21 protein-coding genes are annotated in these 21,148 nt (G+C 72.2%); 12 read left to right on the top strand and 9 right to left on the bottom strand.

Features of this window, described 5'->3' with window-relative positions; genetic code table 11:
• The coding region (locus LDL48_RS37490) for a transketolase-like TK C-terminal-containing protein (protein ID WP_443667690.1) at positions 1–1,683 on the top strand (1,683 nt) is incomplete at its 5' end.
• Positions 1,684–1,754: 71 nt separating this feature from the next.
• On the opposite strand, the gene LDL48_RS37485 is transcribed toward LDL48_RS37490, so the two are convergent.
• Positions 1,755–2,288, bottom strand: a complete 534-nt coding sequence (locus LDL48_RS37485) for a dihydrofolate reductase family protein (protein ID WP_225259912.1) — start codon at positions 2,286–2,288, stop codon at positions 1,755–1,757.
• A gap of 110 nt (positions 2,289–2,398) precedes the next feature.
• Here LDL48_RS37485 and LDL48_RS37480 point away from each other — a divergent pair, with 110 nt between their 5' ends.
• Together LDL48_RS37480 and LDL48_RS37475 are read left to right on the top strand one after the other, a co-directional pair.
• Positions 2,399–2,980 (top strand): CGNR zinc finger domain-containing protein, encoded by a 582-nt coding sequence (locus LDL48_RS37480; protein ID WP_225259911.1) that lies wholly within the window; start codon positions 2,399–2,401, stop codon positions 2,978–2,980.
• Positions 2,977–4,002 (top strand): winged helix DNA-binding domain-containing protein, encoded by a 1,026-nt coding sequence (locus LDL48_RS37475; protein ID WP_225259910.1) that lies wholly within the window; start codon positions 2,977–2,979, stop codon positions 4,000–4,002. Before LDL48_RS37480 ends, LDL48_RS37475 begins: the two co-directional genes overlap by 4 nt.
• A gap of 89 nt (positions 4,003–4,091) precedes the next feature.
• Here LDL48_RS37475 and LDL48_RS37470 read toward each other — a convergent pair whose 3' ends face one another.
• A complete protein-coding gene (locus LDL48_RS37470; RefSeq protein ID WP_225259909.1) occupies positions 4,092–5,432 on the bottom strand; it encodes a glycosyl hydrolase family 18 protein in 1,341 nt (446 codons plus the stop codon).
• 96 nt (positions 5,433–5,528) lie between these two features.
• Here LDL48_RS37470 and gltX point away from each other — a divergent pair, with 96 nt between their 5' ends.
• Together gltX and LDL48_RS37460 are read left to right on the top strand one after the other, a co-directional pair.
• Positions 5,529–6,935 carry a glutamate--tRNA ligase gene (gene gltX, locus LDL48_RS37465; protein ID WP_308016542.1) on the top strand — a complete coding sequence of 469 codons (1,407 nt, stop codon included), beginning with the start codon at positions 5,529–5,531 and terminating at the stop codon, positions 6,933–6,935.
• Positions 6,936–7,214: 279 nt separating this feature from the next.
• Entirely contained in the window at positions 7,215–7,868 is a 654-nt protein-coding gene (locus tag LDL48_RS37460; protein ID WP_225259908.1) for a hypothetical protein, read from the top strand.
• A 26-nt stretch (positions 7,869–7,894) separates the two neighbouring features.
• On the opposite strand, the gene LDL48_RS37455 is transcribed toward LDL48_RS37460, so the two are convergent.
• The 5 genes from LDL48_RS37455 to LDL48_RS37435 all read right to left on the bottom strand — a co-directional run bounded on the left by LDL48_RS37455 (position 7,895) and on the right by LDL48_RS37435 (position 11,129).
• A complete protein-coding gene (locus LDL48_RS37455) occupies positions 7,895–8,734 on the bottom strand; it encodes a hypothetical protein (protein WP_225259907.1) in 840 nt (279 codons plus the stop codon).
• A complete protein-coding gene (locus tag LDL48_RS37450) occupies positions 8,731–9,252 on the bottom strand; it encodes a sigma factor-like helix-turn-helix DNA-binding protein (RefSeq protein ID WP_225259906.1) in 522 nt (173 codons plus the stop codon). The genes LDL48_RS37455 and LDL48_RS37450 overlap by 4 nt, the downstream gene beginning before the upstream one ends.
• Before the next feature lie 73 nt (positions 9,253–9,325).
• Positions 9,326–9,976, bottom strand: a complete 651-nt coding sequence (locus LDL48_RS37445; protein WP_225259905.1) for a TetR/AcrR family transcriptional regulator — start codon at positions 9,974–9,976, stop codon at positions 9,326–9,328.
• Positions 9,977–10,095: 119 nt separating this feature from the next.
• Positions 10,096–10,305: a hypothetical protein gene (locus LDL48_RS37440; RefSeq protein WP_225259904.1), complete on the bottom strand. Its 210-nt coding sequence runs from the start codon at positions 10,303–10,305 to the stop codon at positions 10,096–10,098.
• A gap of 182 nt (positions 10,306–10,487) precedes the next feature.
• Entirely contained in the window at positions 10,488–11,129 is a 642-nt protein-coding gene (locus LDL48_RS37435) for a phosphatase PAP2 family protein (RefSeq protein ID WP_225259903.1), read from the bottom strand.
• Positions 11,130–11,187: 58 nt separating this feature from the next.
• Here LDL48_RS37435 and LDL48_RS37430 point away from each other — a divergent pair, with 58 nt between their 5' ends.
• From LDL48_RS37430 to LDL48_RS37405, 6 genes are all read left to right on the top strand, one after another.
• On the top strand, positions 11,188–12,387 hold the full coding sequence (locus tag LDL48_RS37430; RefSeq protein WP_225259902.1) for a PucR family transcriptional regulator: 1,200 nt from the start codon (positions 11,188–11,190) through the stop codon (positions 12,385–12,387).
• 173 nt (positions 12,388–12,560) lie between these two features.
• On the top strand, positions 12,561–13,724 hold the full coding sequence (locus LDL48_RS37425; RefSeq protein WP_225259901.1) for an acyltransferase domain-containing protein: 1,164 nt from the start codon (positions 12,561–12,563) through the stop codon (positions 13,722–13,724).
• Positions 13,725–13,749: 25 nt separating this feature from the next.
• Entirely contained in the window at positions 13,750–14,700 is a 951-nt protein-coding gene (locus LDL48_RS37420) for a beta-ketoacyl-ACP synthase III (protein ID WP_225259900.1), read from the top strand.
• Positions 14,701–14,755: 55 nt separating this feature from the next.
• Positions 14,756–14,998, top strand: coding sequence for an acyl carrier protein (locus LDL48_RS37415; protein ID WP_020516670.1), 243 nt, complete (start codon positions 14,756–14,758; stop codon positions 14,996–14,998).
• 1 nt (position 14,999) lies between these two features.
• Positions 15,000–16,241, top strand: coding sequence for a beta-ketoacyl-ACP synthase II (fabF, locus tag LDL48_RS37410; protein WP_225259899.1), 1,242 nt, complete (start codon positions 15,000–15,002; stop codon positions 16,239–16,241).
• A 26-nt stretch (positions 16,242–16,267) separates the two neighbouring features.
• Positions 16,268–17,689 (top strand): acyl-CoA carboxylase subunit beta, encoded by a 1,422-nt coding sequence (locus tag LDL48_RS37405; RefSeq protein ID WP_225259898.1) that lies wholly within the window; start codon positions 16,268–16,270, stop codon positions 17,687–17,689.
• 602 nt (positions 17,690–18,291) lie between these two features.
• On the opposite strand, the gene LDL48_RS37400 is transcribed toward LDL48_RS37405, so the two are convergent.
• Together LDL48_RS37400 and LDL48_RS37395 are read right to left on the bottom strand one after the other, a co-directional pair.
• A complete protein-coding gene (locus tag LDL48_RS37400) occupies positions 18,292–20,025 on the bottom strand; it encodes a glycoside hydrolase family 3 protein (protein ID WP_225259897.1) in 1,734 nt (577 codons plus the stop codon).
• A 41-nt stretch (positions 20,026–20,066) separates the two neighbouring features.
• Positions 20,067–20,558, bottom strand: coding sequence for a DUF3145 domain-containing protein (locus LDL48_RS37395; protein ID WP_225259896.1), 492 nt, complete (start codon positions 20,556–20,558; stop codon positions 20,067–20,069).
• Positions 20,559–20,792: 234 nt separating this feature from the next.
• Here LDL48_RS37395 and LDL48_RS37390 point away from each other — a divergent pair, with 234 nt between their 5' ends.
• On the top strand, positions 20,793–21,119 hold the full coding sequence (locus LDL48_RS37390) for a hypothetical protein (protein ID WP_225259895.1): 327 nt from the start codon (positions 20,793–20,795) through the stop codon (positions 21,117–21,119).
• Positions 21,120–21,148: the final 29 nt, after the last annotated feature.

Below are 21,148 nucleotides of genomic sequence, written 5' to 3'. Positions count from 1 at the left end.
GGCCGTGACCCGCGCACCCGCAAGCTGGTCGAGCCGATGTCCGACGACGAGATCTGGAACCTCAAGCGCGGCGGTCACGACTACCGCAAGCTGTATGCGGCGTACCAGGCGGCGACGACCCACACCGGCCAGCCCACGGTGATCCTGGCCAAGACCATCAAGGGCTGGACGCTGGGCTCGCACTTCGAGGCCCGCAACGCCACGCACCAGATGAAGAAGCTGACGCTGCCCGACCTGAAGGGTTTCCGGGACCGGCTGTACCTGGACATCAGCGACAAGCAGCTGGAGGACAACCCGTACCTGCCGCCGTACTTCCACCCGGGTGAGAAGTCCGACGAGCTGCAGTACCTGCTGGAGCGCCGCAAGGAGCTGGGCGGTTTCCTGCCGTCCCGGCGGAACACCACGATTCCGCTGAACATCCCGGACTCGTCGCGGTTCGCCGACGTCAAGCGCGGCTCGGGCAAGCAGAAGGTCGCCACCACGATGGCGTTCGTCCGGCTGCTCAAGGACATCATGAAGGACAAGGAGTTCGGCGCGCGCTGGGTGCCGATCATCCCGGACGAGGCCCGTACGTTCGGCATGGACTCGTTGTTCCCGACCCGCAAGATCTACTCGCCGCACGGCCAGACCTACACGTCGGTCGACCGGGAGCTGTTCCTGTCCTACAAGGAAGCGACCAACGGCCAGATCCTGCACGAGGGCATCAACGAGGCCGGTTCGACCGCGAGCTTCATCGCGGCCGGCACGGCGTACGCCACGCACGGCGAGCCGATGATCCCGCTGTACATCTTCTACTCGATGTTCGGCTTCCAGCGCACGGCGGACGAGCTGTGGGCGGCGTCCGACCAGATGACCCGCGGTTTCCTGCTCGGTGCCACCGCCGGGCGGACCACGCTGAACGGCGAGGGCCTGCAGCACGAGGACGGCCATTCGCTGCTGATCGCGGCCACCAACCCGGCCGTGGTGGCGTACGACCCGGCGTTCGCGTTCGAGACGGCGTACATCGTCGAGAACGGCCTGCACCGGATGTACGGCGAGAAGCAGGAGAACGTCTACTACTACCTGACCGTCTACAACGAGCCGATCCTGCAGCCCGCGGAGCCGTCCGGCGTCGACGTGGAGGGCCTGCTCAAGGGCATCTACAAGTACGCCCCGGCGGCGGAGTCCACCGGACCGCGGGCGAATCTGCTGGCGTCCGGCAGCGGCATGCAGTGGGCGCTCAAGGCGCAGCAGCTGCTGGCCCAGGACTGGGGCGTGGCGGCCGACGTGTGGTCGGTGACCTCGTGGACCGAGCTGCGGCGCGACGCGGTGGAGGTCGAGGAGCACAACCTGATGCACCCCGGCGACCAGCCGCGCAAGCCGTACATCCAGCAGAAGCTGGAGGGCACCGAGGGCCCGGTGGTCGCGGTCAGCGACTGGATGCGCGCGGTGCCGGACCTCATCTCGCGCTGGGTGCCGGGCGACTACACGTCGCTGGGCACGGACGGCTTCGGCATGAGCGACACCCGGCACGCGCTGCGCCGGCACTTCCACGTCGACGGCGAGTCGGTCGCGGTGGCCACGCTGCGCCAGCTGGCGCTGCGCGGCAAGGTGCCGTCGCACGTGCCGGCCGAGGCGGCGAAGAAGTACGCGATCGACGACGTGTCGGCCGCACCGGTCGGCGAGACCGGCGGCGACAGCTAGTTCGGTGATCGAGCGACGGGCCCGGCCGGCTGGCCGGGCCCGTCGTCGTCCGGGGTCAGGGTCGTCCGGGGTCAGGCCGGCACGTACGTGACGACCTCGACGCCGGTCGTGGTGGTGAAGCTGCCGGTGTGCTTGAGGGCGACCCTGGTGCCCTCGTCCCACAGCCGGCGGCCCTCGCCGACGACCACGGGATAGAACATGATCCGGTATTCGTCGATGAGGTTGTGCCGGGTCAGGAAGTTCACCAGGGACGCGCTGCCGTTGATCATCAGGGTGTCCGGGCCGGAGCGGAGTGCGGTGACCGCGGCGGCCACGTCGCCCTGGATGAACCGGGCGTTCCACTCGGGCGTGGTGAGCGTGGTGGTGGCGACGTGCTTGGGCATCCCGTTCATCCTCTTGCCGAAGTCGCCGGTCTCCGCCTCCATCTGCGGCCAGGCGGCCTTGAACCCCTCGTAGGTCCGGCGCCCGAGCAGCAGCGCGTCGGCCTCGGTCAGGTTGGCCTGCTGCCAGTCGCCCAGTTCGTCGTTGAAGTAGGGTCCGCTCCAGGCGGGCTCCTCGAAGACGCCGTCGAGGGTCACGTACTCCACCGCGTAGACCTTGCCCATCCGGCGCGCTCCTTTATTTAACAATCTCGTTAATTAACTGCCTTGAAAAGTACGCCGCCCGTTCGGCACCCGTCAAGCGTCGCCGCGCCGAAACTGGTATAACCGGTTACATGAGGCTGCGGCATCCGGACGGCCAGGTGTTCTCGTTCGACGCGGGAACGCTCAGCCTCGAGCTGGCCTGCACCACCGGCGGCGAGGGCTTCCGGGCCCGGTTCGAGATCCTGCACACCCCGCCCGACCTGGCCCGGTGGGTGGCGGGCTCCCGGCTGGGCGTGCCGGCCGCCGACGTCCGCGCCACCGGGCCCGAGCTGCGCCTGGTCAAGCTGCTGCGGGAGGCGGTCTGGGCCGGGGCGTACGCGCTGGTGACCGGAACCCCGGTGGCGGCCCGGGACGCGGACACGGTCAACGAGATCGCGGCCGGCCCGCCGCCCGTACCCCGGATCGCGCCGGACGGCACGCCCACCTGGCGGCGACCGGTGACCGGCGCGCAGATCGCGGCCGCGATCGCCCGCGACGCGGTCGGCACGCTGACCCCGCCGGCCGCCACCCGGATCCGGATGTGCGGAGCCGACGACTGCTACCTCGTCTACCTGGACACGTCCCGGCCCGGCAACCGGCGCTGGTGCTCCATGGAACGCTGCGGCAACCGGGCCAAGGTGCGCGGCCACCGACAGCGAAAGGAACACCCGTGAACCTCGACGAGATCCTGCGGTGGCGGATCGGCCGGCAGTTCCTGGGCCGCACCCGCGGCACCGACGTGGTCGCCGTGGCGCGCCGGGTGGGCGGCCTGCACGCGCAGGTGACCGCGTCCGCGCACGCCGCGGCCCGGCTGCGCCTGCCGGACCCGCCGGACCTGGACGCGGCGCTGTACGCCGACCGCACCCTGGTGCGGACCTGGGCCGCCCGCGGCACGCTGCACCTGCTGCCCGCCGCCGACCTGCCCCGCTGGGTCGCCGCGATGAGCACCCGCAACCGGGAGACGAAGGGATCGTGGCTGAAGTACCACGGGGTGACCGCCGCGCAGATGCGGGACATCGTCGCGGCGGTCCCGGACGTGCTGGGCGGCACGCCGATGACCCGCGAGGAACTGGCCGAGGGGCTCATCGCCGGCACCGGGCACGACGACCTGCGCGGGCCGCTGACCCAGGGGTTCGGCGCGATCCTCAAGCCGCTGGCGTTCCGGGGCCTGCTCTGCTCCGGGCCGCCGCGCGGGCGCAACGTGACGTTCGTGGCGCCGCGGGCGTGGTTCGGCGACTGGGAGCCGGTGCCGGTCGACGCGGCGATCGACGAGCTGGCGCTGGCGTACCTCGGTGCCTACGGTCCGGCCGACCCGGCCGAGTTCGCCCGCTGGTTCGACCTCACTCCGTCGCTGGCGAAGAAGTCGTTCGCCCGGCTCGCCGACCGGTTGACGCCGGCCGGCGACGGATTCGTCCCGGCCGACCTGGCCGGGGACGGAGACCGGACGGACACCGTGCACCTGCTGCCGGCGTTCGACCCGTACGTGGTGGCCAGCACCCGGCAGCTGGACCGGATCAGCAGCGGCCCGAAGTCGGCGGTGTCCCGGCCGCAGGGCTGGATCTCGCCCACCCTGGTGGTGAACGGCCGGATCGAGGGCGTGTGGGAGGACGTGGACGGGCGGGCTGAGGTGCGCCCGTTCGGCCGGTTGGCGGCGGGGGTGCGGCGGGCGCTCCCGGACCATGCCGTGGTGGTGTAGCGCGCCGGCGTGCGGACGTTGGTGTTCCACTGGAGCGCTCCAGTGGAACACCAACGCTGTCATCCGGGCTGTTCCCCTGGCGGTGATCGCTACGGCAGTGTCCAGCGCTGGTTGGCGCCCGCGAAGCAGTCCCAGAGCTGCAGCCGGGTGCCGTTCGCCGAGCTGTTGTTCTGGGCGTCCAGGCAGCGCCCGGCGGCCGGGTTGCGCAGCGTGCCGTCCGGCTGCGACTGCCACGCCTGGGCACCGGTGCCGTTGCAGTCGTACAACTGCACCAGCGAGCCGTTCGCGGTGCCGGCCGCGTTCACGTCCAGGCACTTGCCCAGCGCCCGCACGGTGCCGTCGGTGGCCACCGTCCAGGTCTGCGCGGCGGTGCCGTTGCAGTCGTACAGCTGCACCGCGGTGCCGTTGGCGCTGGACGCACCGGCCACGTCGACACACTTGCCGCCGACGCCGGTGATCCGCCCGCTCCGGCCGCCCGGTGACGTGCCGCCGCCGGTCGCCACCTCGTAGATCGCGCTGACCAGCGACGTCGAGCCGGTGCTGTCCTGGGACAGCTCCCAGTTCATGATGCCGCCGGCGTTCGCCATGGCCCACTGGGTCTTGCGCTTGACCGTGGGGATGCCGTTGTAGCACTCGCCCGACGGGGTGCAGTCCCGGTTGGCGTTCGCCGGGTCCTGCTGCACCAGCTGGGCGAACGTGAGGTAGCCGGGCCGGCTGTAGAACGGCACGCCCAGGACGGTCTTGGCCTTCGGCAGGCCGCGGTTCATCCAGAAGTTGGCCGCGTTGATCGACCAGTCGAAGTTGGCGTGCGGGCTGCCGCCGTCGTACGCCATGATGTTCAGCCAGTCGACCGCGGCGAAGACGGCCGGCTGCACGCCGTTCGCGGTGCCGCCCTCGGCGACCACGGCCGCGGTGAGCAGCTTGCCCTCGGCGTGCAGCGCGGTGCCGAGCTGTTGCATCAGCGCGGTGTAGTTGTTCGCCGACTGGCCCGGGTCGGGGTATTCCCAGTCCATGTCGATGCCGTCCAGGTTGTACTGGCGGACCGCGCCCATCAGCGCGTTGACGAACGTGGTGCGGGTGCCGGCGTTCGCGGCCAGCGACTCGAACGCGGAGTCGTTGCCGTCGTTCCAGCCGCCGACGGCCAGCGAGACCTTGACGTTGTTCTGGTGGCCGAGCGTCACCAGTTGCTGCAGCTTCGCGGTGTTCTCGATCGGCTGCAGGGTGCCGTTCGCGTTGGGGAGCGCGAACGAGTAGTTGATGTGGGTCAGCTTGCTGAACTGGATGCTCGGCACGCTGCCCGACCAGGACGGCATGTACCCGACGCTCTTGAAGCCGTTGGGCAGCACCGCGGCGTGCGCGGTGGCGGGGACGCCGAGCGCCACGGCCGCGACCGCAGCGGTAGCCGCGACCGCGGCCAATGTTCTTCTCATGACCTAAATATTAGGAAGGTTTACTAATACTCGTCAATATACGACGTGATGAAAGCCCGCCGACAAGGCGTTCGACGGGCGCCGTAGGCTTGTCGGGTGACTGTGCGCGTGCGTTTCGCCCCCTCTCCGACCGGGATGTTCCACGTCGGCGGTGCCCGTTCGGCGCTGCAGAACTGGATCTACGCCCGGCAGCACGACGGCGTGTTCGTTCTGCGGATCGAGGACACCGACGCGGCCCGCAACCGGCCCGAGTGGATCGAGGGCATCCTCTCCGCGCTGGACTGGATCGGCATCGAGCGCGGCACCTACGAGGGTCCGTACCACCAGTCCGCCTACGCCGCCGAGCACACCGCCGCCGCCACCCGGCTGTACGGCGAGGGCCGCGCGTACTACTGCGACTGCACCCGCGACGACGTGGTCGCCCGCAGCGGCAACAAGCACACCGGCTACGACGGCTTCTGCCGCGACCGCGCGCTGGGACCGGGCGAGGGCCGGGCACTGCGGTTCCGTACCCCGGACGACGGCGCCACCGTGGTCGTCGACCTGGTGCGCGGCGAGCCGACGTTCGAGAACCGCCTGCTCGAGGACTTCGTCATCGCCCGCAGCGACGGCAGCGCGGTGTTCCTGCTGGCCAACGTCGTGGACGACATGACCATGGGCATCACCCACGTGATCCGCGCCGAGGAGCACCTGCCCAACACGCCCAAGCAGCAGCTGCTGTGGGAGGCGCTGGGCGTGAAGCCGCCGATCTGGGCGCACGTCCCGGTGATCGTCAACGAGAAGCGGCAGAAGCTGTCCAAGCGGCGGGACAAGGTGGCGCTGGAGGCGTACCGGGACGAGGGCTTCCTACCCGCGGCCATGCGCAACTACCTGATGCTGCTCGGCTGGGCGCCCACCGGCGACCGGGAGATCGTGCCGTGGTCGGTCGTCGAGGCCGAGTACCGGCTCGAGGACGTCAACCACTCCCCCGCGTTCTTCGACGTCAAGAAGCTGCGGGCGTTCAACGGCGAGTACATCCGCGCGCTGCCGGCCGAGGAGTTCGCGGCGGCCTGCACGCCCTGGCTGACCGGCACCGCGACCATCCCGGCACCGCCCTGGCCGGCCACCGCGTTCGATCCGGCCGTGTTCGCCGCCGCCGCGCCGCTGGCCCAGACCCGGATCACGGTGCTCGGCGAGATCGTCGACTACGTCGACTTCCTCTTCCTGGACGAGCCGGTCCGCGACGAGGCGTCCTGGGCCAAGGCGATGAAGGAGAACGCGGCGGCCCTGCTGGACGCGGCACACGCCGCGTTCGCGGCCGAACCGGTCTGGACGGCCGAACCGCTGAAGGCGGCGCTCGAGCGGGTCGGCGAGCAGCACGGCCTCAAACTCGGCAAGACCCAGGCGCCGGTACGAGTCGCGGTGACCGGCCGGACGGTCGGGCTGCCGCTGTTCGAGTCCCTGGAGGTGCTCGGCCGGGAGCGCACGCTGGCCCGGCTGACGGCGGCGCGGGCCCGCCTTTAGAGGTTTCCCGCCGCCGGAGGCAACGTCCGGGCCACGGCGGACGTCTTTAAAGGTATGACGGTCCGCTGCCCGGACGGCCGCCCGTCCCACCACTTGCGGTGGGTCGGTACTATCCGGCTGCTGATCAACGGCCTCCGCAGGTTACGAAGTTCATCGCAGTTTGCTTTCAATCTACCCTTCCTGGGATGCGCGGCAGCCGCTAAGCGACAAAACTGTGGGGACCGGGGCGTGCAGCAAGGTGCATCCGAAGGCGGGGGAGGCCGGATCGTGGTTCGAGGGGTGATCACCCGACTCGGGTCGGCGACCGTGGCATTCGTCGCCGCCGTCGCGGTGCTGCTCGCGGTGGCTCCGGCCGGCGCGCAGGCGGCGCCCACCAAGTCGGCCACCAAGCCGACCGCCGTGACGCTCGCCGGCAAGGGCGTCACCGGCAAGCTCACGGTGACCCAGCCGGACCGGCCCGAGGTCTTCCAGGCGCTGCTCAACGAGGTCAGCTGGCTGGCCAACGCCACACCGCAGACCACCAAGCCCAAGGCGGACAAGCTCGGCCCGAAGTACGTGCTGACCGTCCTGGCGAAGAACGCACCCCAGCAGGTGTACGAGCTGTACCCGCTGGCGTCCGGCGGCCCCCGCGCGCACCGCCCGTCGAAGCAGCCCACCGGCAAGAAGGCCGACGGCTGGTTCTACGGCCGGCTGAGCATGTCCGATTCGCTGCGGGTCGCCGGCGTGCCGCTGGAGGCCAAGAGCCGGGTGGTGAACGGCGGCATCGGCGGTGGCATCGGCGAGCAGGTCGCGGTCGAGGAACTCGACCCGGTCGCCGGGGTCAACAACTTCATCGACCAGATGCGCCAACTGGTGCTGCTCAACGGCGCCGTCCTGGTGGTCATCCTGTTCGGCCTGGCCGGCATCTCGTTCCTGATCCGCCGCCGGGTCTGACACCGCCGCCGGGCCGGCCGGGCCGGTCACTCCGCGGACAGCTCCGGCAACGGGACACGCAGCAACGGGCAGGCCGGGTCCGGGCCGTTGCAGGACTCCTCCGGGCCGAACGCGTTCATCACCCGCGCCTGCACCGCCACCTCGGCCGCCTCCCGACCGGTCAGCGGCGGCCGGCCCGCGTCGGAGTCGCCGGTGCCACGCTGCCCGGTGGCCATCACCACGACCACCCGGCCGTCCGGCACCCGGCGCGCCACGGTCTGCGTGACCTGCCAGTCCTCGTCCTTCTCGTCGGCGTACCGGACGTACTCCACGTCGCCGGAACGATCCGGCCGGGCGCACACTTCGGGATCCGCCCGGACCGGGAAGCAGAGACCGTCCGGGGCGGCGTACACCGAGATCTGGATCAGACCGCGCGGCCGGCCGGTCTCGCTGCTCACCGCGAACTGGCGCCAGCCCTCGCCCTCGGCCGGCGGGCGCGGCACCACCCGCAACTCCCGGTCCGCGGTCACCGCGGTCAGCACGTCCAGCACCGGGTCCCGGGCCGGCGCCGGGGTCGCCGCGGCCCCCGCCGAGGTCCGCTTCGGGGTGGTCGGCAGCACGGCGCTGGTCAGCACGTAGCCCACCACGGCCACCACCAGCGCGACGGCGGCGCCCGCGGACACCAGGTGGCGCAGCCGGCGGCGGCGGATCGCCTCGGCCCGCCGGAACACCGCCGCAACGCCGTCCGCGACCGGCGGCTCCCCGTCGAACACCTGGGCCAGCAGCCCGGCGAGCCGGTCCGCGTCGGTCCGCTCGGTCCGCCGGCCCGGCTCGTCCGCCCGCAGGATGATCGTCTCGCGGCGGTTCTCCTCCGTGGGCCGGCTCATCGGGACACCGACGGGCGCTCGTTCAGGAAGGCCACCGCGACGTCGTCCGCCCCGGCCGTGTTCGCGAACAGGTCCCGCAGCGTGGCCAGGCCGGCCGACTCGTACTCCCGGACCTTCTCGTCGGCCAGGTCGAGGATGTCCGCCGTCTCGTCCACCGCGAACCCGTCCCAGTGCCGCAGCACCAGCACCGCCCGGCAGCGCGGGGACAGCCGGTGCAGCGCGTCCAGCACCAGAATGGTCCGCTCCGCGTTGCCGGCGTCCGCGTCCGGCGCCGCCACGAACACGTGCTCGCGGCGGGCCGGCCGGTGCTGGAAGGCGGCCATCACGTCCGCGTACAACTGGGCGTCGGGATCGTCCACCCCGCCCCGGCGGGACTCCGCGACCAGCAGGGCGAGCGCCTCCCGGCTCAACTCGTCGGCCAGGCCCCAGTCGCCGCACATCAGGAACGCGGAGCGGCGCAGGCCGGGATACCGGCTGGTCACGTACTCGTGCAGCGCCTCGTCGTCAACGCCCTTCATGCGTGCCCCCGCGATCATGTGCTGGTGCACTCTTTATAGGCCCGCACCGGCCAAGATCAACGGAGAATGGCGTTCACCCGACCCGAACGGCGACCTCGACCAGCCGAACCAGGTCCTCCAGGTCCGCGTCGAACTCGGCCGCCCCGGCGCTCTGCCGGGCGTCGGCGTCCGGCCCGCCGGCCGGATCTCCCGCATCGTCGCCGCCCTCCGGGACGGCTTCGGCGCCGCCGTCGCCCTCCTCGGCGGGCCGGGTGCCGGGCGGAAGGCCGCCGGTCACCTCGCCGGTGGTGTAGCCCAGCAGGAACGCGCAGATCATCCGCGCCATCCGCGGCACCTGGTCCGGCGCGGCACCGGCGTCGTGCAGCACCCCGCGCAGCGCCGCGGTCAACCAGGACGCCGAGGCCGCCGCCGCGGGCCGGTTCAGCAGCAGCGGGAAGGCGCCCGGATGCTCATGGGCCAGCTTGCGGACCGCGCGTCCCAGCGCCCGCAGCCGCTGCCGCCAGTCGATGTCCGCCGGGTCGTCGCCGTAGGCGCTGCCCAACTCGATGCCGAGCAGGTCGACCAGGCCGTCCAGCAGGGCGTCCTTGCCCCCGACATACGGGTACAGGGCCATCGACGTGAGCCCGACCCGTTCCGCGACCGCCCGCATGGACATCGCCGCCAGGCCGTGCTCGTCCACGAGAGCCAGGGCCTGGTCGAGGATGAGCCGTCGCTTGTCGTCCACCGTCTCACGGTGTCCGGACGCGGCCGTTCCGTCTGCCGACGCGCCGCACCCGATCCGGCAGTCACCCACCCGGGTGAGCCGCCGACGGCGCCGGGAAACCTACGACCCGGGTGGGCGGCTCAGCACCATCGGCCGGGCGGGCGGCCGCGACGGGCCGCCCGGCGGCGCGGGCGCACCGCCCCGTGCAGGTGGGCGCCGGCCCAGCCACGCAGCTCGGTGCGGCAGCCGCCGCGGACCGGGACGGACACCACGATCTCGTCCTCGATCTCCTCGACCGGCGTACCGGGCTCGGGGTCGGCGCGCAGCGGGCCGTCGTCGCGTTCCGTCATGTCGCCTCCTCCTCTCCGGTCACCGGTTCCATCGGCACCGTTTCGCCTCGCTTGACGTCCTCGGCGGCGCCGGTCCGCCCAACGTCAGAACGTCACCCTGCCAGGTCACCGACCGGAATCAGGGGAGAGGCTCACCGCTATTACCGTCAAACAGCATCAAAACCCCCTAACGGCCACAAACCTCACGAGGTACCGGCGACCGCTCGCGCCCGGGACCGGGACACGGCCAGCGCCAGCGCCGGGACCACGGCCGAGGCCAGCAGCCAGCCACCGAGCACCTGACTCGGATAGTGCGCCAGCAGCACCATCCGGGTCAGCCCGATCACCAGCGCGAACCCCACCGCCGCGGCCACCAGCGCGGTCCGGGCGCGACCGCCGAGCCGCGGCCAGAGCAGCAGCACCGCCACCCATGCCGCCGCAGCCGCGTTGCTGCTGTGGCCGCTCGGGAAGCCGTTGCTGGTCACCACGACGAAGGCGTCCTCCGGCCGCGGGTGCAGCAACCACAGGTGCATGAGAGACCAGAGCACGGGTACGACCACTGTCACACCCCCGCACAACCACGCCTCGCCGATCCGCCGGCGCACCGCGAACAGGACCGTGACCGCGGCGCCGGCGACCAGGTACGGCACCGTGGCGGCCAGGTCCGTGCCGATCCGGACCGCGTCGATGAGCCCGGGCTGCGGCCGGCCGAACTCCCGGAACCAGCCACTGACCGTCTCGTCCGCCGTGGACAGCGGCGCCCACCCGCCGAGGGCCGGCACGGCCAGCACGAGGAACGCGATCGCGGCGGCGGCCGGCCAGCGTGGCCGAAGAAGGAGCATCATCGCCGAAATCCTGACACGCCCGCGCCAGGTCGACGAACGGTCGTGACACGCTGGACGCGTGACTACGGCAACACCAACCGGGAGTACGGCGGGCCGGCCACCGCTCGCGGCCACCCTGCGCCGCATCGAGCAGCGGGCGGGGAAGCTCGCCAGCTCCGCGGTGGCCCGGATGGACGAGACGCTGCCCTGGTTCCGCGCGCTGCCGGCCGACCAGCGTTCCTGGGTGATGCTGGTGGCGCAGGCCGGCGTGCGGTCGCTGGTGGAGTGGCTGCGGTCCGGCGGCACCATCGCGGCCACCACCCAGGAGATCTCCGACGACGTGTTCGCGGCGGCACCCCGGGCGCTGGCCCGCTCGATCACGCTGACCCAGACCGTGGCGCTGATCAAGGTGACCATCGACGTCGCCGAGGCCCAGGTGCCGGTGCTCGCCGCGGACGGCGAGGAGGACGCGCTGCGGACCGCGATCCTCAAGTTCTCCCGCGAGATCGCGTTCTCCGCCGCCCGGGTGTACGCCCGGGCCGCCGAGTCCCGCGGCGCCTGGGACGCCCGGCTGCAGGCGCTGCTGGTGGATGCGTTGCTGCGCGGCGACTCGTCGGACGTGCTGGCCAGCCGGGCCGCGGCACTGGGCTGGGCGGACGCGCCGCCGGTCGCGGTGGTGGTGGGCCGTTCGCCGGGCGGCGACATCACCGCGGTGCTGCACTCGGTGTACCGGGCGGCGCGCCGGGCCCGGGTGGAGGTGATCGGCGGAGTGCACGGCGACCGGCTGGTCGTGGTGGTGGGCGGGGCCAGCGATCCGTGCGCCACCGCCGGTCAGCTGGCCACCAGCTTCGGGGAGGGCCCGATCGTGGTGGGCCCGGCGGTCCCGTCGCTGGACCAGGCCACCGAGTCGGCTCGGGCGGCCCTGGCCGGTTTCCGGGCGGCGCCGGCCTGGCCGGGTGCACCGATCCCGGTGGCGGCCGACGACCTGCTGCCGGAACGGGCGCTGGCCGGCGACTCGGAGGCGCGGCGGGTGCTCCGGCACGACGCGTACGGCGCGGTGGCACGGGCCGGCGGCGGCCTGCTGGAGACGCTGGATGCGTTCTTCGCCGCGGGCGGTGTGCTGGAGAGCGCGGCCCGGGAACTCTTCGTGCACCCGAACACGGTCCGGTACCGCCTGAAGCGGGTCGCCGAGGTGACCGGCCTGTCGCCGCTGGACGGCCGGGACGCGTTCGCGCTCCGGATGGCGCTGGCGATCGGGCGGCTCGAACCCGGGACGTAAGCCGTCTTTGCGACGCGGATCACGGCGTTTAGTCAAGGCTCTTTTATGTCAGCATACCGGCGTCAAAACGGGCAAAACGCACACCCCGTTGTAGGGACCCTACAACGGTGGTCGTAGGGTTTCGTACCACGCAGCACCCACGCAACGTCCGTCCATCCGGAAGAGTCAACAACGTGCTCGCCGTACTCTCGCCCGGTCAGGGCTCCCAGAAGCCCGGCTTCCTCTCCCCCTGGCTCGCGCTGCCCGGAGCCGAGGCCCGCCTCCGCTGGTGGTCCGCGCTCGCCGGGGTCGACCTGATCCACCTCGGCACCGAGGCGGACGCCGAGGAGATCAAGGACACCGCCCGCACCCAGCCACTGCTGGTCGCAGCCGCGCTGCTCGCCGCCGAGCACCTCCCGATGTACGACGTCGGCCTGGTCGCCGGGCACAGCGTCGGTGAACTCGGCGCCGCCGCCCTGGCCGGTGTCCTCCCCGCCGAGGCCGCGATCACGCTGGCCGGGGTCCGCGGCCGGGAAATGGCCGCGGCCTGCGCCCTGGAACCGAGCGGGATGAGTGCGGTGCTGGGCGGCGACACCGACGAGGTGCTCGCCGCGATCGACAGGATGGGCCTGTACCCGGCCAACCGCAACGGGGCCGGCCAGATCGTCGCCGCCGGGGGCCGCGACGCGCTCGCCAAGCTGGCCGCGGAGCCGCCGGCCCGGGTCATCACACTGAAGGTCGCCGGGGCGTTCCACACGCCGTACATGGCGCCGGCCGAGCAGGCGCTGGCCACGGTCGCCGCGGGCGTCACCGTCTCGGACCCCTCCAAGATCATCGTGTCGAACCTGGACGGCGCCGCCGTGATCCACGGCCGCGAGCTGCTGCAGCGCCTGGTCCGCCAGGTCACCGCGCCGGTCCGGTGGGACCTGTGCATGCGGACGCTGCGCGACCTGGGCGTCACCGGCGTCATCGAACTGGCCCCGGCCGGCACGCTGGCCGGGCTGATCAAGCGCGAGCTCAAGGGCGACGGGGCCCCGGAGATCGTCACCCTCAACACCCCGGACGACCTCGGCGCGGCCCGCGACCTGATCGCCCGGCACGGCATGGCGCCCAGCCTGGAGCCCACCCCGCTGTTCCGGGTCGTGGTGGCGACCAGCGCCGGGATGTTCCAGCCGGCCGAGGACCTCGAGGAGGGCCACAACGTGCGCTCCGGCCAGGTCATCGGCCAGATCGTCACCCGCCAGGGCGCGGTCGAGGTGCCCGCGCACGCCGCCGGCGTGCTGACCGAGTGGCTCGCCCACCACGACGACCCGGTGGCCACCGGCCAGCCGGTCGCGCGGATCGGCGGCCAGCAGTGAGCGAGCCGATGAGAAGGAGCGAACGATGACCGTCGGTTCCCGGATCGTGGCGCTGGGCCACTACCAGCCCTCGCGCATCGTCACCAACAACGACCTGGCCAACATCGTGGACACCAACGACGGCTGGATCCGGGACCGGGTCGGCATCGCCGAGCGCCGCATCGCGGACCAGGAGTCGGTCGCCGACATGGCCACGTTCGCGGCGGAGAAGGCGCTGGCCAACTCCGGCCTCACCCCGGCCGACATCGACATGGTCGTGGTGGCCACCTGCTCCTCGATCGACCGCTGCCCGAACGTCGCCACCCGGGTCGCGGCCAAGCTCGGCATTCCGGCGCCGGCCGCGTTCGACCTGAACACGGCGTGCTCCGGTTTCTCGTACGCGCTGGCCACCGCGGACCACGCGGTCGGTGCCGGCGCCTCCCGCAACGCGCTGGTGATCGGCGCGGAGAAGCTCTCCGACGTCACCGACTGGACCGACCGCACCACCGCGGTGCTGTTCGGCGACGGCGCCGGTGCCGCGGTGGTCACCGCGGTCCCGGACGGCGAGCAGCCCGGCATCGGCCCGGTGCTCTGGGGTTCCGCCCCGGACAAGGGCGACGTGCTGCGGATCGAGGGCTGGCAGCCGTACATCAAGCAGGAAGGCCAGATCGTCTTCCGCTGGGCCACCACCGCGCTCGCGCCGTTCGCCATCGAGGCGTGCGAGCGGGCCGGCGTCAAGCCCAGCGACCTGGCCGCGTTCATCCCGCACCAGGCGAACACCCGGATCATCGACGGCATCGTGAAGCGGCTCGGGCTCGGCCCGGACGTCGTGATCGCCAAGGACCTCGTCGAGTCCGGCAACACCTCCGCGGCCAGTGTGCCGCTGGCCCTGTCCAAGCTGATCGAGCGGCGCGAGGTGCCCTCGGGCGCCCCGGTCCTGCTGTTCGGCTTCGGCGGCGGCCTCACCTACGCCGGCCAGGTCGTCCGCTGCCCCTGACAGGGCGGGCCGACCCGGACGGAGCAATCCCCACCATCGAGAGGAAAGTCCCAGAATGGCAACTCGCGAAGAGATCACCTCCGGCCTCGCCGAGATCCTCGAGGAGGTCGCCGGGGTGAACCCGGACGACGTCGCCGAGGAGAAGTCCTTCACCGACGACCTGGACGTCGACTCGCTGTCCATGGTCGAGGTCGTGGTGGCCGCCGAGGAGAAGTTCGGCGTCAAGATCCCGGACAACGAGGTGCAGAACCTCAAGACCGTCGGCGACGCCGTTTCCTACATCGAGGCGAATCACTGACATGAGCCGCACAGACGTCGTCGTCACCGGGCTCGGCGCGACGACCCCGCTGGGCGGGGACGTCGCGTCCACCTGGGACGCCATGCTCGCCGGCCGCTCCGGGGTGAGTGCGCTCACCCAGGAGTGGGCCGGGCAACTGTCCGTCCGCATCGCCGCGCAACTCGCCGTGGACCCGGCAAACCTGATCGAGCGGGTCAAGCTCCGCCGGCTGGACCGGTCCGAGGCCATGGCGCTGATCGCCGGGCACCAGGCCTGGGCCGACTCCGGCCTGGCCGACTCCGGCCTGGCCGACTCCGGGCTCGACCCGGAACGCCTCGCGGTCAGCATCGGCAGCGGCATCGGCGGCGCGATCACCCTGCTCAACCAGTACGACGTCCTCAAGGAGCACGGGCCGCGGCGGGTCAGCCCGCACACCGTGCCGATGCTCATGCCGAACGGCCCGGCCGCCTGGGTCGGTCTCGAGCTGGGCGCTCAGGCCGGCGTGCACACCGTGGCGAGTGCCTGCGCCACCGGCGCCGAGGCGCTGGCGCTGGGGCTGGACATCATCCGTTCCGGCCGGGCCGACGTGGTCGTCGCCGGCGGCACCGAAGCGGTCGTCCATCAGCTGCCGATCGCCGGCTTCGCCTCGATGCGGGCCATGTCGACCCGCAACGACGACCCGGAGAAGGCGTCCCGCCCGTGGGATAAGGGCCGCGACGGCTTCGTGCTGGGCGAGGGCGCGGGCGCGCTGGTGCTGGAACGCGCCGACCACGCCGCCGCCCGCGGCGCACGGGTGTACGCCCGGTTCGCCGGCGCCGGGATCACCTCCGACGGGTACGACATCGTCCAGCCGCACCCCGAAGGCCTGGGCGGCATCCGGGCGATGAACATGGCACTGCGCGACGCCGACCTGTCCGGTTCCGACATCGTGCACGTCAACGCGCACGCCACCTCCACGCCGGTCGGCGACATGGCCGAGGTGCACGGGGTACGCAAGGCGATCGGTGACCACCCGGTCCTGACGTCCACCAAGTCCATGTCCGGACACCTGCTCGGCGCGGCCGGCGCCCTGGAGTCGATCGCCACCATCCTGGCGATCCGCGACAGTGTCGTACCGCCGACGATCAACCTGGACGACCCCGACGACGGACTTAGCCTGGACGTCGCCGCCCACAAGGCACGGCCGATGGACATCCCGGCGGCGCTGAACAACTCGTTCGGCTTCGGCGGCCACAACGTGGCTCTGATCTTCACCCGCGCGTGACCCCTCATCCCACCTTGGAGAACGCCGTGACCACCACCTCATCGGACATAGACTCGTCGGTCGACTACCGCGATCCGGAACTGCGGCTGCGCAACCTCTTCGACGGCGGCAGCCTGCGCCTGCTCGCGCCCAAGGACGACTCCGGTGTCCTGTACGCGCGCGGCGAGATCGACGGCACCCCGGCGATCGCCTTCGCCAGCGACGGCACCCGGATGGGTGGCGCCATGGGCATCGAGGGCTGCCAGCACGTCGTCGACGCGATCGACACCGCGGTCCGGGAACGGGTACCGGTGATCGGCCTCTGGCACTCCGGCGGCGCCCGGCTGGCCGAGGGCGTCACGGCGCTGGACGGCGTGGGCCAGGTCTTCGCCGCCATGGTGCGCGCCTCCGGCCGGGTACCGCAGATCTCGGTCGTGCTCGGCCCGGCGGCCGGCGGCGCGGCCTACGGCCCGGCGCTCACCGACATCGTCATCATGAGCAAGGCCGGCCGGATCTTCGTGACCGGTCCCGAGGTGGTCCGCAGCGTCACCGGCGAACAGGTCGACATGGAACGGCTCGGCGGACCCGAGCCGCACGGCCGCCGCTCCGGCGTCGTGCACATCACCACCAAGGACGACGAGACGGCGATGCTCGAGGCGCGCAAACTGGCCGCGCTGCTCGGGCACCAGGGCCGCTTCTCCCCCGCCGACGTGGCCGACGGCGGCGACAACGGCCACAACCTGGGCGCGGCGATGCCCGCCGAGGCCAACCGGGCGTACGACGTGCGACCGGTGGTCAAGGCGCTGCTGGACGAGCCCGGCGTGGAGTTGCACGCCAAGTGGGCACCGAACGTGGTCACCACGCTCGGCCGGTTCGCCGGCCGCACGGTCGGCGTGATCGCCAACAACCCGCTGCGCCTGGGCGGCTGCCTGGACGCGACCAGCGCCGAGAAGGCGGCCCGGTTCGTGCGGATGTGCGACTCGCTCGGCGTGCCGCTGGTCGTCCTGGTGGACGTGCCCGGCTATCTGCCCGGCCTGGGTCAGGAGTGGGACGGCGTGGTGCGCCGCGGCGCGAAGCTGCTGCACGCCTTCGCCGAGGCGGTGGTGCCCCGGGTGACGCTGGTGACCCGCAAGGCGTACGGCGGCGCGTACATCGCGATGAACTCCCGCTCGCTGGGCGCGACGGCCGTGTTCGCCTGGCCGAACGCGGAGATCGCGGTCATGGGCGCGAGCGCCGCGGTGAACATCCTGCACCGCAAGAAGCTGGCCGCGGCCGCGCACGAGCAGCGCGAGTCGCTGCGCGAGACGCTGATCGCCGACCAGATCAAGATCGCGGGCGGGGTGAACCGGGCCCTCGAGATCGGCGTCGTGGACGACGTGATCAAGCCTGAGGAGACCCGTCGCCGGCTGGCCGAGGCGCTGGCCGCGGCTCCGGCTGCCCGGGGTGCGCATGGGAACATTCCGCTCTGATTCGCTCTGATTCGCTCTGAGGCCGGCCGCGGGGCGGGGCCGGCCTCAGGCGGGCGGCCTCAGGCGGGCGGCCACACGCGGGCGGCCACACGCGGGCGGCCACACGCGGGCGGCCACACGCGGGCAGCCACACGCGGGCAGCCACACGCGGGCAGCCACACGCGGGCGGTCTTGAGTAGGCCGCCTCGCGTGGGCGGCGGACGACGTGAGGCGCTGGCGCTCATGTTGTCGGATGGCTGTCGCGTCGGCGCGCAGGAGATGCGCTCGCCCTCAGGACCGGTGGCGTCTGGTGGATCGGTGCCTCGTCCGGGACGCCTCGCGGTGAACAGCGCTTACCGGCAGGTGCGCGGCCAGCTGTACCGCAACAGCAGCAACAACGGCGGCGACATCAGACGCGCACCGGCAGACCCGCTACCGCGACTGGCGGCAGCAGCGCGCCGGCACCGCTCTCCCACTCAGCACGCGCCGACGAACACCCGGACGACTCGGCCCCTCCGCCCCTCGACCCCTCAATCTGGGACTTGTGGTGCCCGAATTGGCGGTGGGACGCGGCGTTTGCCGCCACCACAAGTCCAAGATCGACGTTTGAAGCTAGGCGGGGGCTAGGAGGGGCAGGCGGTTCGGGGGAGGCTGGGGACGGGGACGGGGGCTCGGCCGGTGGGGCGGGTTTTGCCGGCTATGGCGTTGGCCAGGGCGGTCATGGACAGCGGGCTGGAGGAGTAGGTGGCGATCAGCATCGGGGAGCGGGACGCCGCCAGCAGGTAGGGCGTGTCCATCGCGACGGTGAGGTCGGCGGACAGCGCGAGGTCGGTGGTGCGGTCGCCGTACCCGACGAGGTGGACGACCTTGCCGCCCGCGGCCTGGACCTGCACGCCGGCCGCCTGCAGGGCCTTGACCAGCGCGACGCGCGTGGCCTCGCGGCCGTCCGACGCGGTGACCGTGACCGGGCCGGTGACCAGTGGGGCGGAGCACTTGCCGCGCAGCACCGTGATGGACGCGGCGCCGGCGGCCAGGACCGCGCGGTCGTGTGCCGGCGACTTCAGTGCCGACAGCTCGGGCTGGGGCTTTGCGGCGGTGCGGAACTTCAGGGTCAGGATCCGGGTCGCGGCCTCGACCAGGCGGGCCCGGGGCAGGCTGCCGTCCCGCAGGGCCGCCAGCAGGCCGTCGCGGGCGCCGGTCAGGTCGGGTGGCATCAGCAGCAGGTCGTTGCCGGCCTTGAGCGCGCGGACCGCGGCCTCGCCGGGCGGCCACTTCATCGCCGGCGCCATGTTCATCGCGTCGGTGACCGCGACGCCGGTGAACTTGAGTTCCTTGCGCAGGACGCCGGTCATCACCTTGGACGAGAAGGTGGCGGCCACGCCCGGGTCCAGCGCCTTGACGTCGAGGTGGCCGGACATCACCAGGCCGGCGCCGGCGGTGATGCCGGACGCGAACGGCGGCTTGTCGCCGGCGTTCCAGGCCTTGCGGCTGTGCCCGACGACCGGCAGCTCGTCGTGGCTGTCGCCGGTGGTGTGGCCGTGACCGGGGAAGTGCTTGAGGGCGGCGGCGACCCCGGCGCCCTGCAGCCCGCGCACCGCGGCGGCGACCTGGGCGGCGTTCGCCTTGGCGTCGCCGCCGTACGAGCGGGAGCCGATCACCCGGCTGCCGTCGCCGCCCAGCGTGTCGGCCACCGGGGCGAAGTCGACGTTGACGCCCATCGCGGCCAGTTCGGTGCCGGCGGCGCGCCACGCCGCCTCGGTCAGCCGGGGCTGACGGCCGGCGCCGAACGCCATCGCGGACGGCAGCAGCGTGACGCCGTCCTTGACCCGGGTCACCACGCCGTACTCCTGGTCGGTGCCGATCAACAGCGGCGCACCGGCGGGCAGCCGGCCGGCCGCCTGCTGCAGGCCGGCGGTGAGCGCGCGGACCTGCTTGGGGCTCTCCACGTTGCTGGTCGGGTTGGTGCGGCCGGTCGGGTCGTCGGCGGTGAAGCTGACCAGGATGATGCCGCCGAGGCGGAACTTCGCCACCATCTCGGCCGGGGTGTCCACGCCGCCCAGCTTCTGATTGCCGGCCTTGGAGCCCCGGTCGACGTCGGTGGCGGAGTTGCCGTACGCGTACGGCATCAGCACCTGGCCGACCAGGTCCTCGTCGCCCAGCCCGCGGGCCACCTCGGCGGCGCGGGCCGCCGGGTCGCCGGTGGGTGCGGGCGGTGCGCTCGACGAGGGCACCACCACGGGCGGCGCCACGCTCGCGGCCGGTGTGGGCCGCGGCGGCGTGTCCGCACCGCAGGCGGCGAGCAGCACCAGCGGTATGGCGGTGGCGGCAATGCGCAGTCCCCTGGTCACCCGCCCCATTGGATCAGTTCCCGGTGACCCGCGCGACCCGGGGGTACGCCCTACCCGACGCGGGTGAGCAGGGTGAGCGGGGCTCCGTCGCCGGCGTAGCGGTACGGTTCGAGTTCCGCGTCCCATGCGGTGCCGAGGGCCTTCTCCAGGGCGTGGGACAACGCCTCGGGGGCCCGGGCCGAGTCCATGATCGCCCGCAGCCGGTCCTCGCCGACCTGGATGTCGCCGGAGGCGCCCATCGTGCCGCGGAACAGGCCGCGGCCGGGCACGTGCATGAACCGTTCCCCGTCGACACCGGGGCTGGGCTCCTCGGTGACCTCGAAACGGATCATGGGCCACTGTCTGAGGGCAGCAGCCAGCTCCGCACCAGTGCCGGGTCTCCCCGACCAGCTGCATTCCGACCGCCGCATGGCCGGATCGACCGGCTGCGCAGTCCAGTGCAGATTGACCGGCGCGGTGAGGACGCGCGCGATCGCCCACTCGACGTGCTGGCACACGGCGAGTGGGGTCGAGTGGACGTATACGACGCCACACGTTGGCACGGTGACCTCCCGGAGACCGAGGTGCGTCTTCCCCTACGACCTCGACCACGGTTGATCGTGTCCCATGATGCCGGGTGGTACGGATGGTGCGCCAGAGAAACCGCAATATCGACTATGGGAACGGCCGTCGAGGCACACCTGGGATAACGCCTGACCTGCTCCGGCGGCACGGCAGGTCGGCCGTCGTGTAGGCTTGCTCCGGCCTTTTCTGCTTTTCACTCAAGGAGTACCGCCGTGGCGAGCAACACCTCTAAGACCGCCCGCGCATCAGTTCGCGCCGGCCAGAGTTCGGGCGGCGCCCTGAGCGTGCTGGGTGAGTACAAGTACCTCATTCCGCTGGCCAACGGTCGCTTCGCCTACGTGCGCAACCTGACCAACGGTCGCACCAACCACCTCAAGACCGACTCCGACGCGTTCGTCGAGGAGATCCGCGTCCTCGCCGCCGCCGGCCACGGTGCGAAGATCCGTTCCGAGCTGAACGTGCTCAACGAGACGTTCCCCGGTGACGGCTGGGACGCCACCGAGAAGCGCCTCGTGGACGCGGGCATCTTCGAGGGCTGACCGCACCGCACGCCGAAAGGCGCTCTCCG

This window comes from Jidongwangia harbinensis, assembly GCF_020216025.1.
GTDB classification, from domain to species: domain Bacteria; phylum Actinomycetota; class Actinomycetes; order Mycobacteriales; family Micromonosporaceae; genus Actinoplanes; species Actinoplanes harbinensis.
The sequence above is the reverse complement of the archived record's forward strand: the minus strand, read 5'-3'. Positions and strand labels throughout refer to the sequence as shown.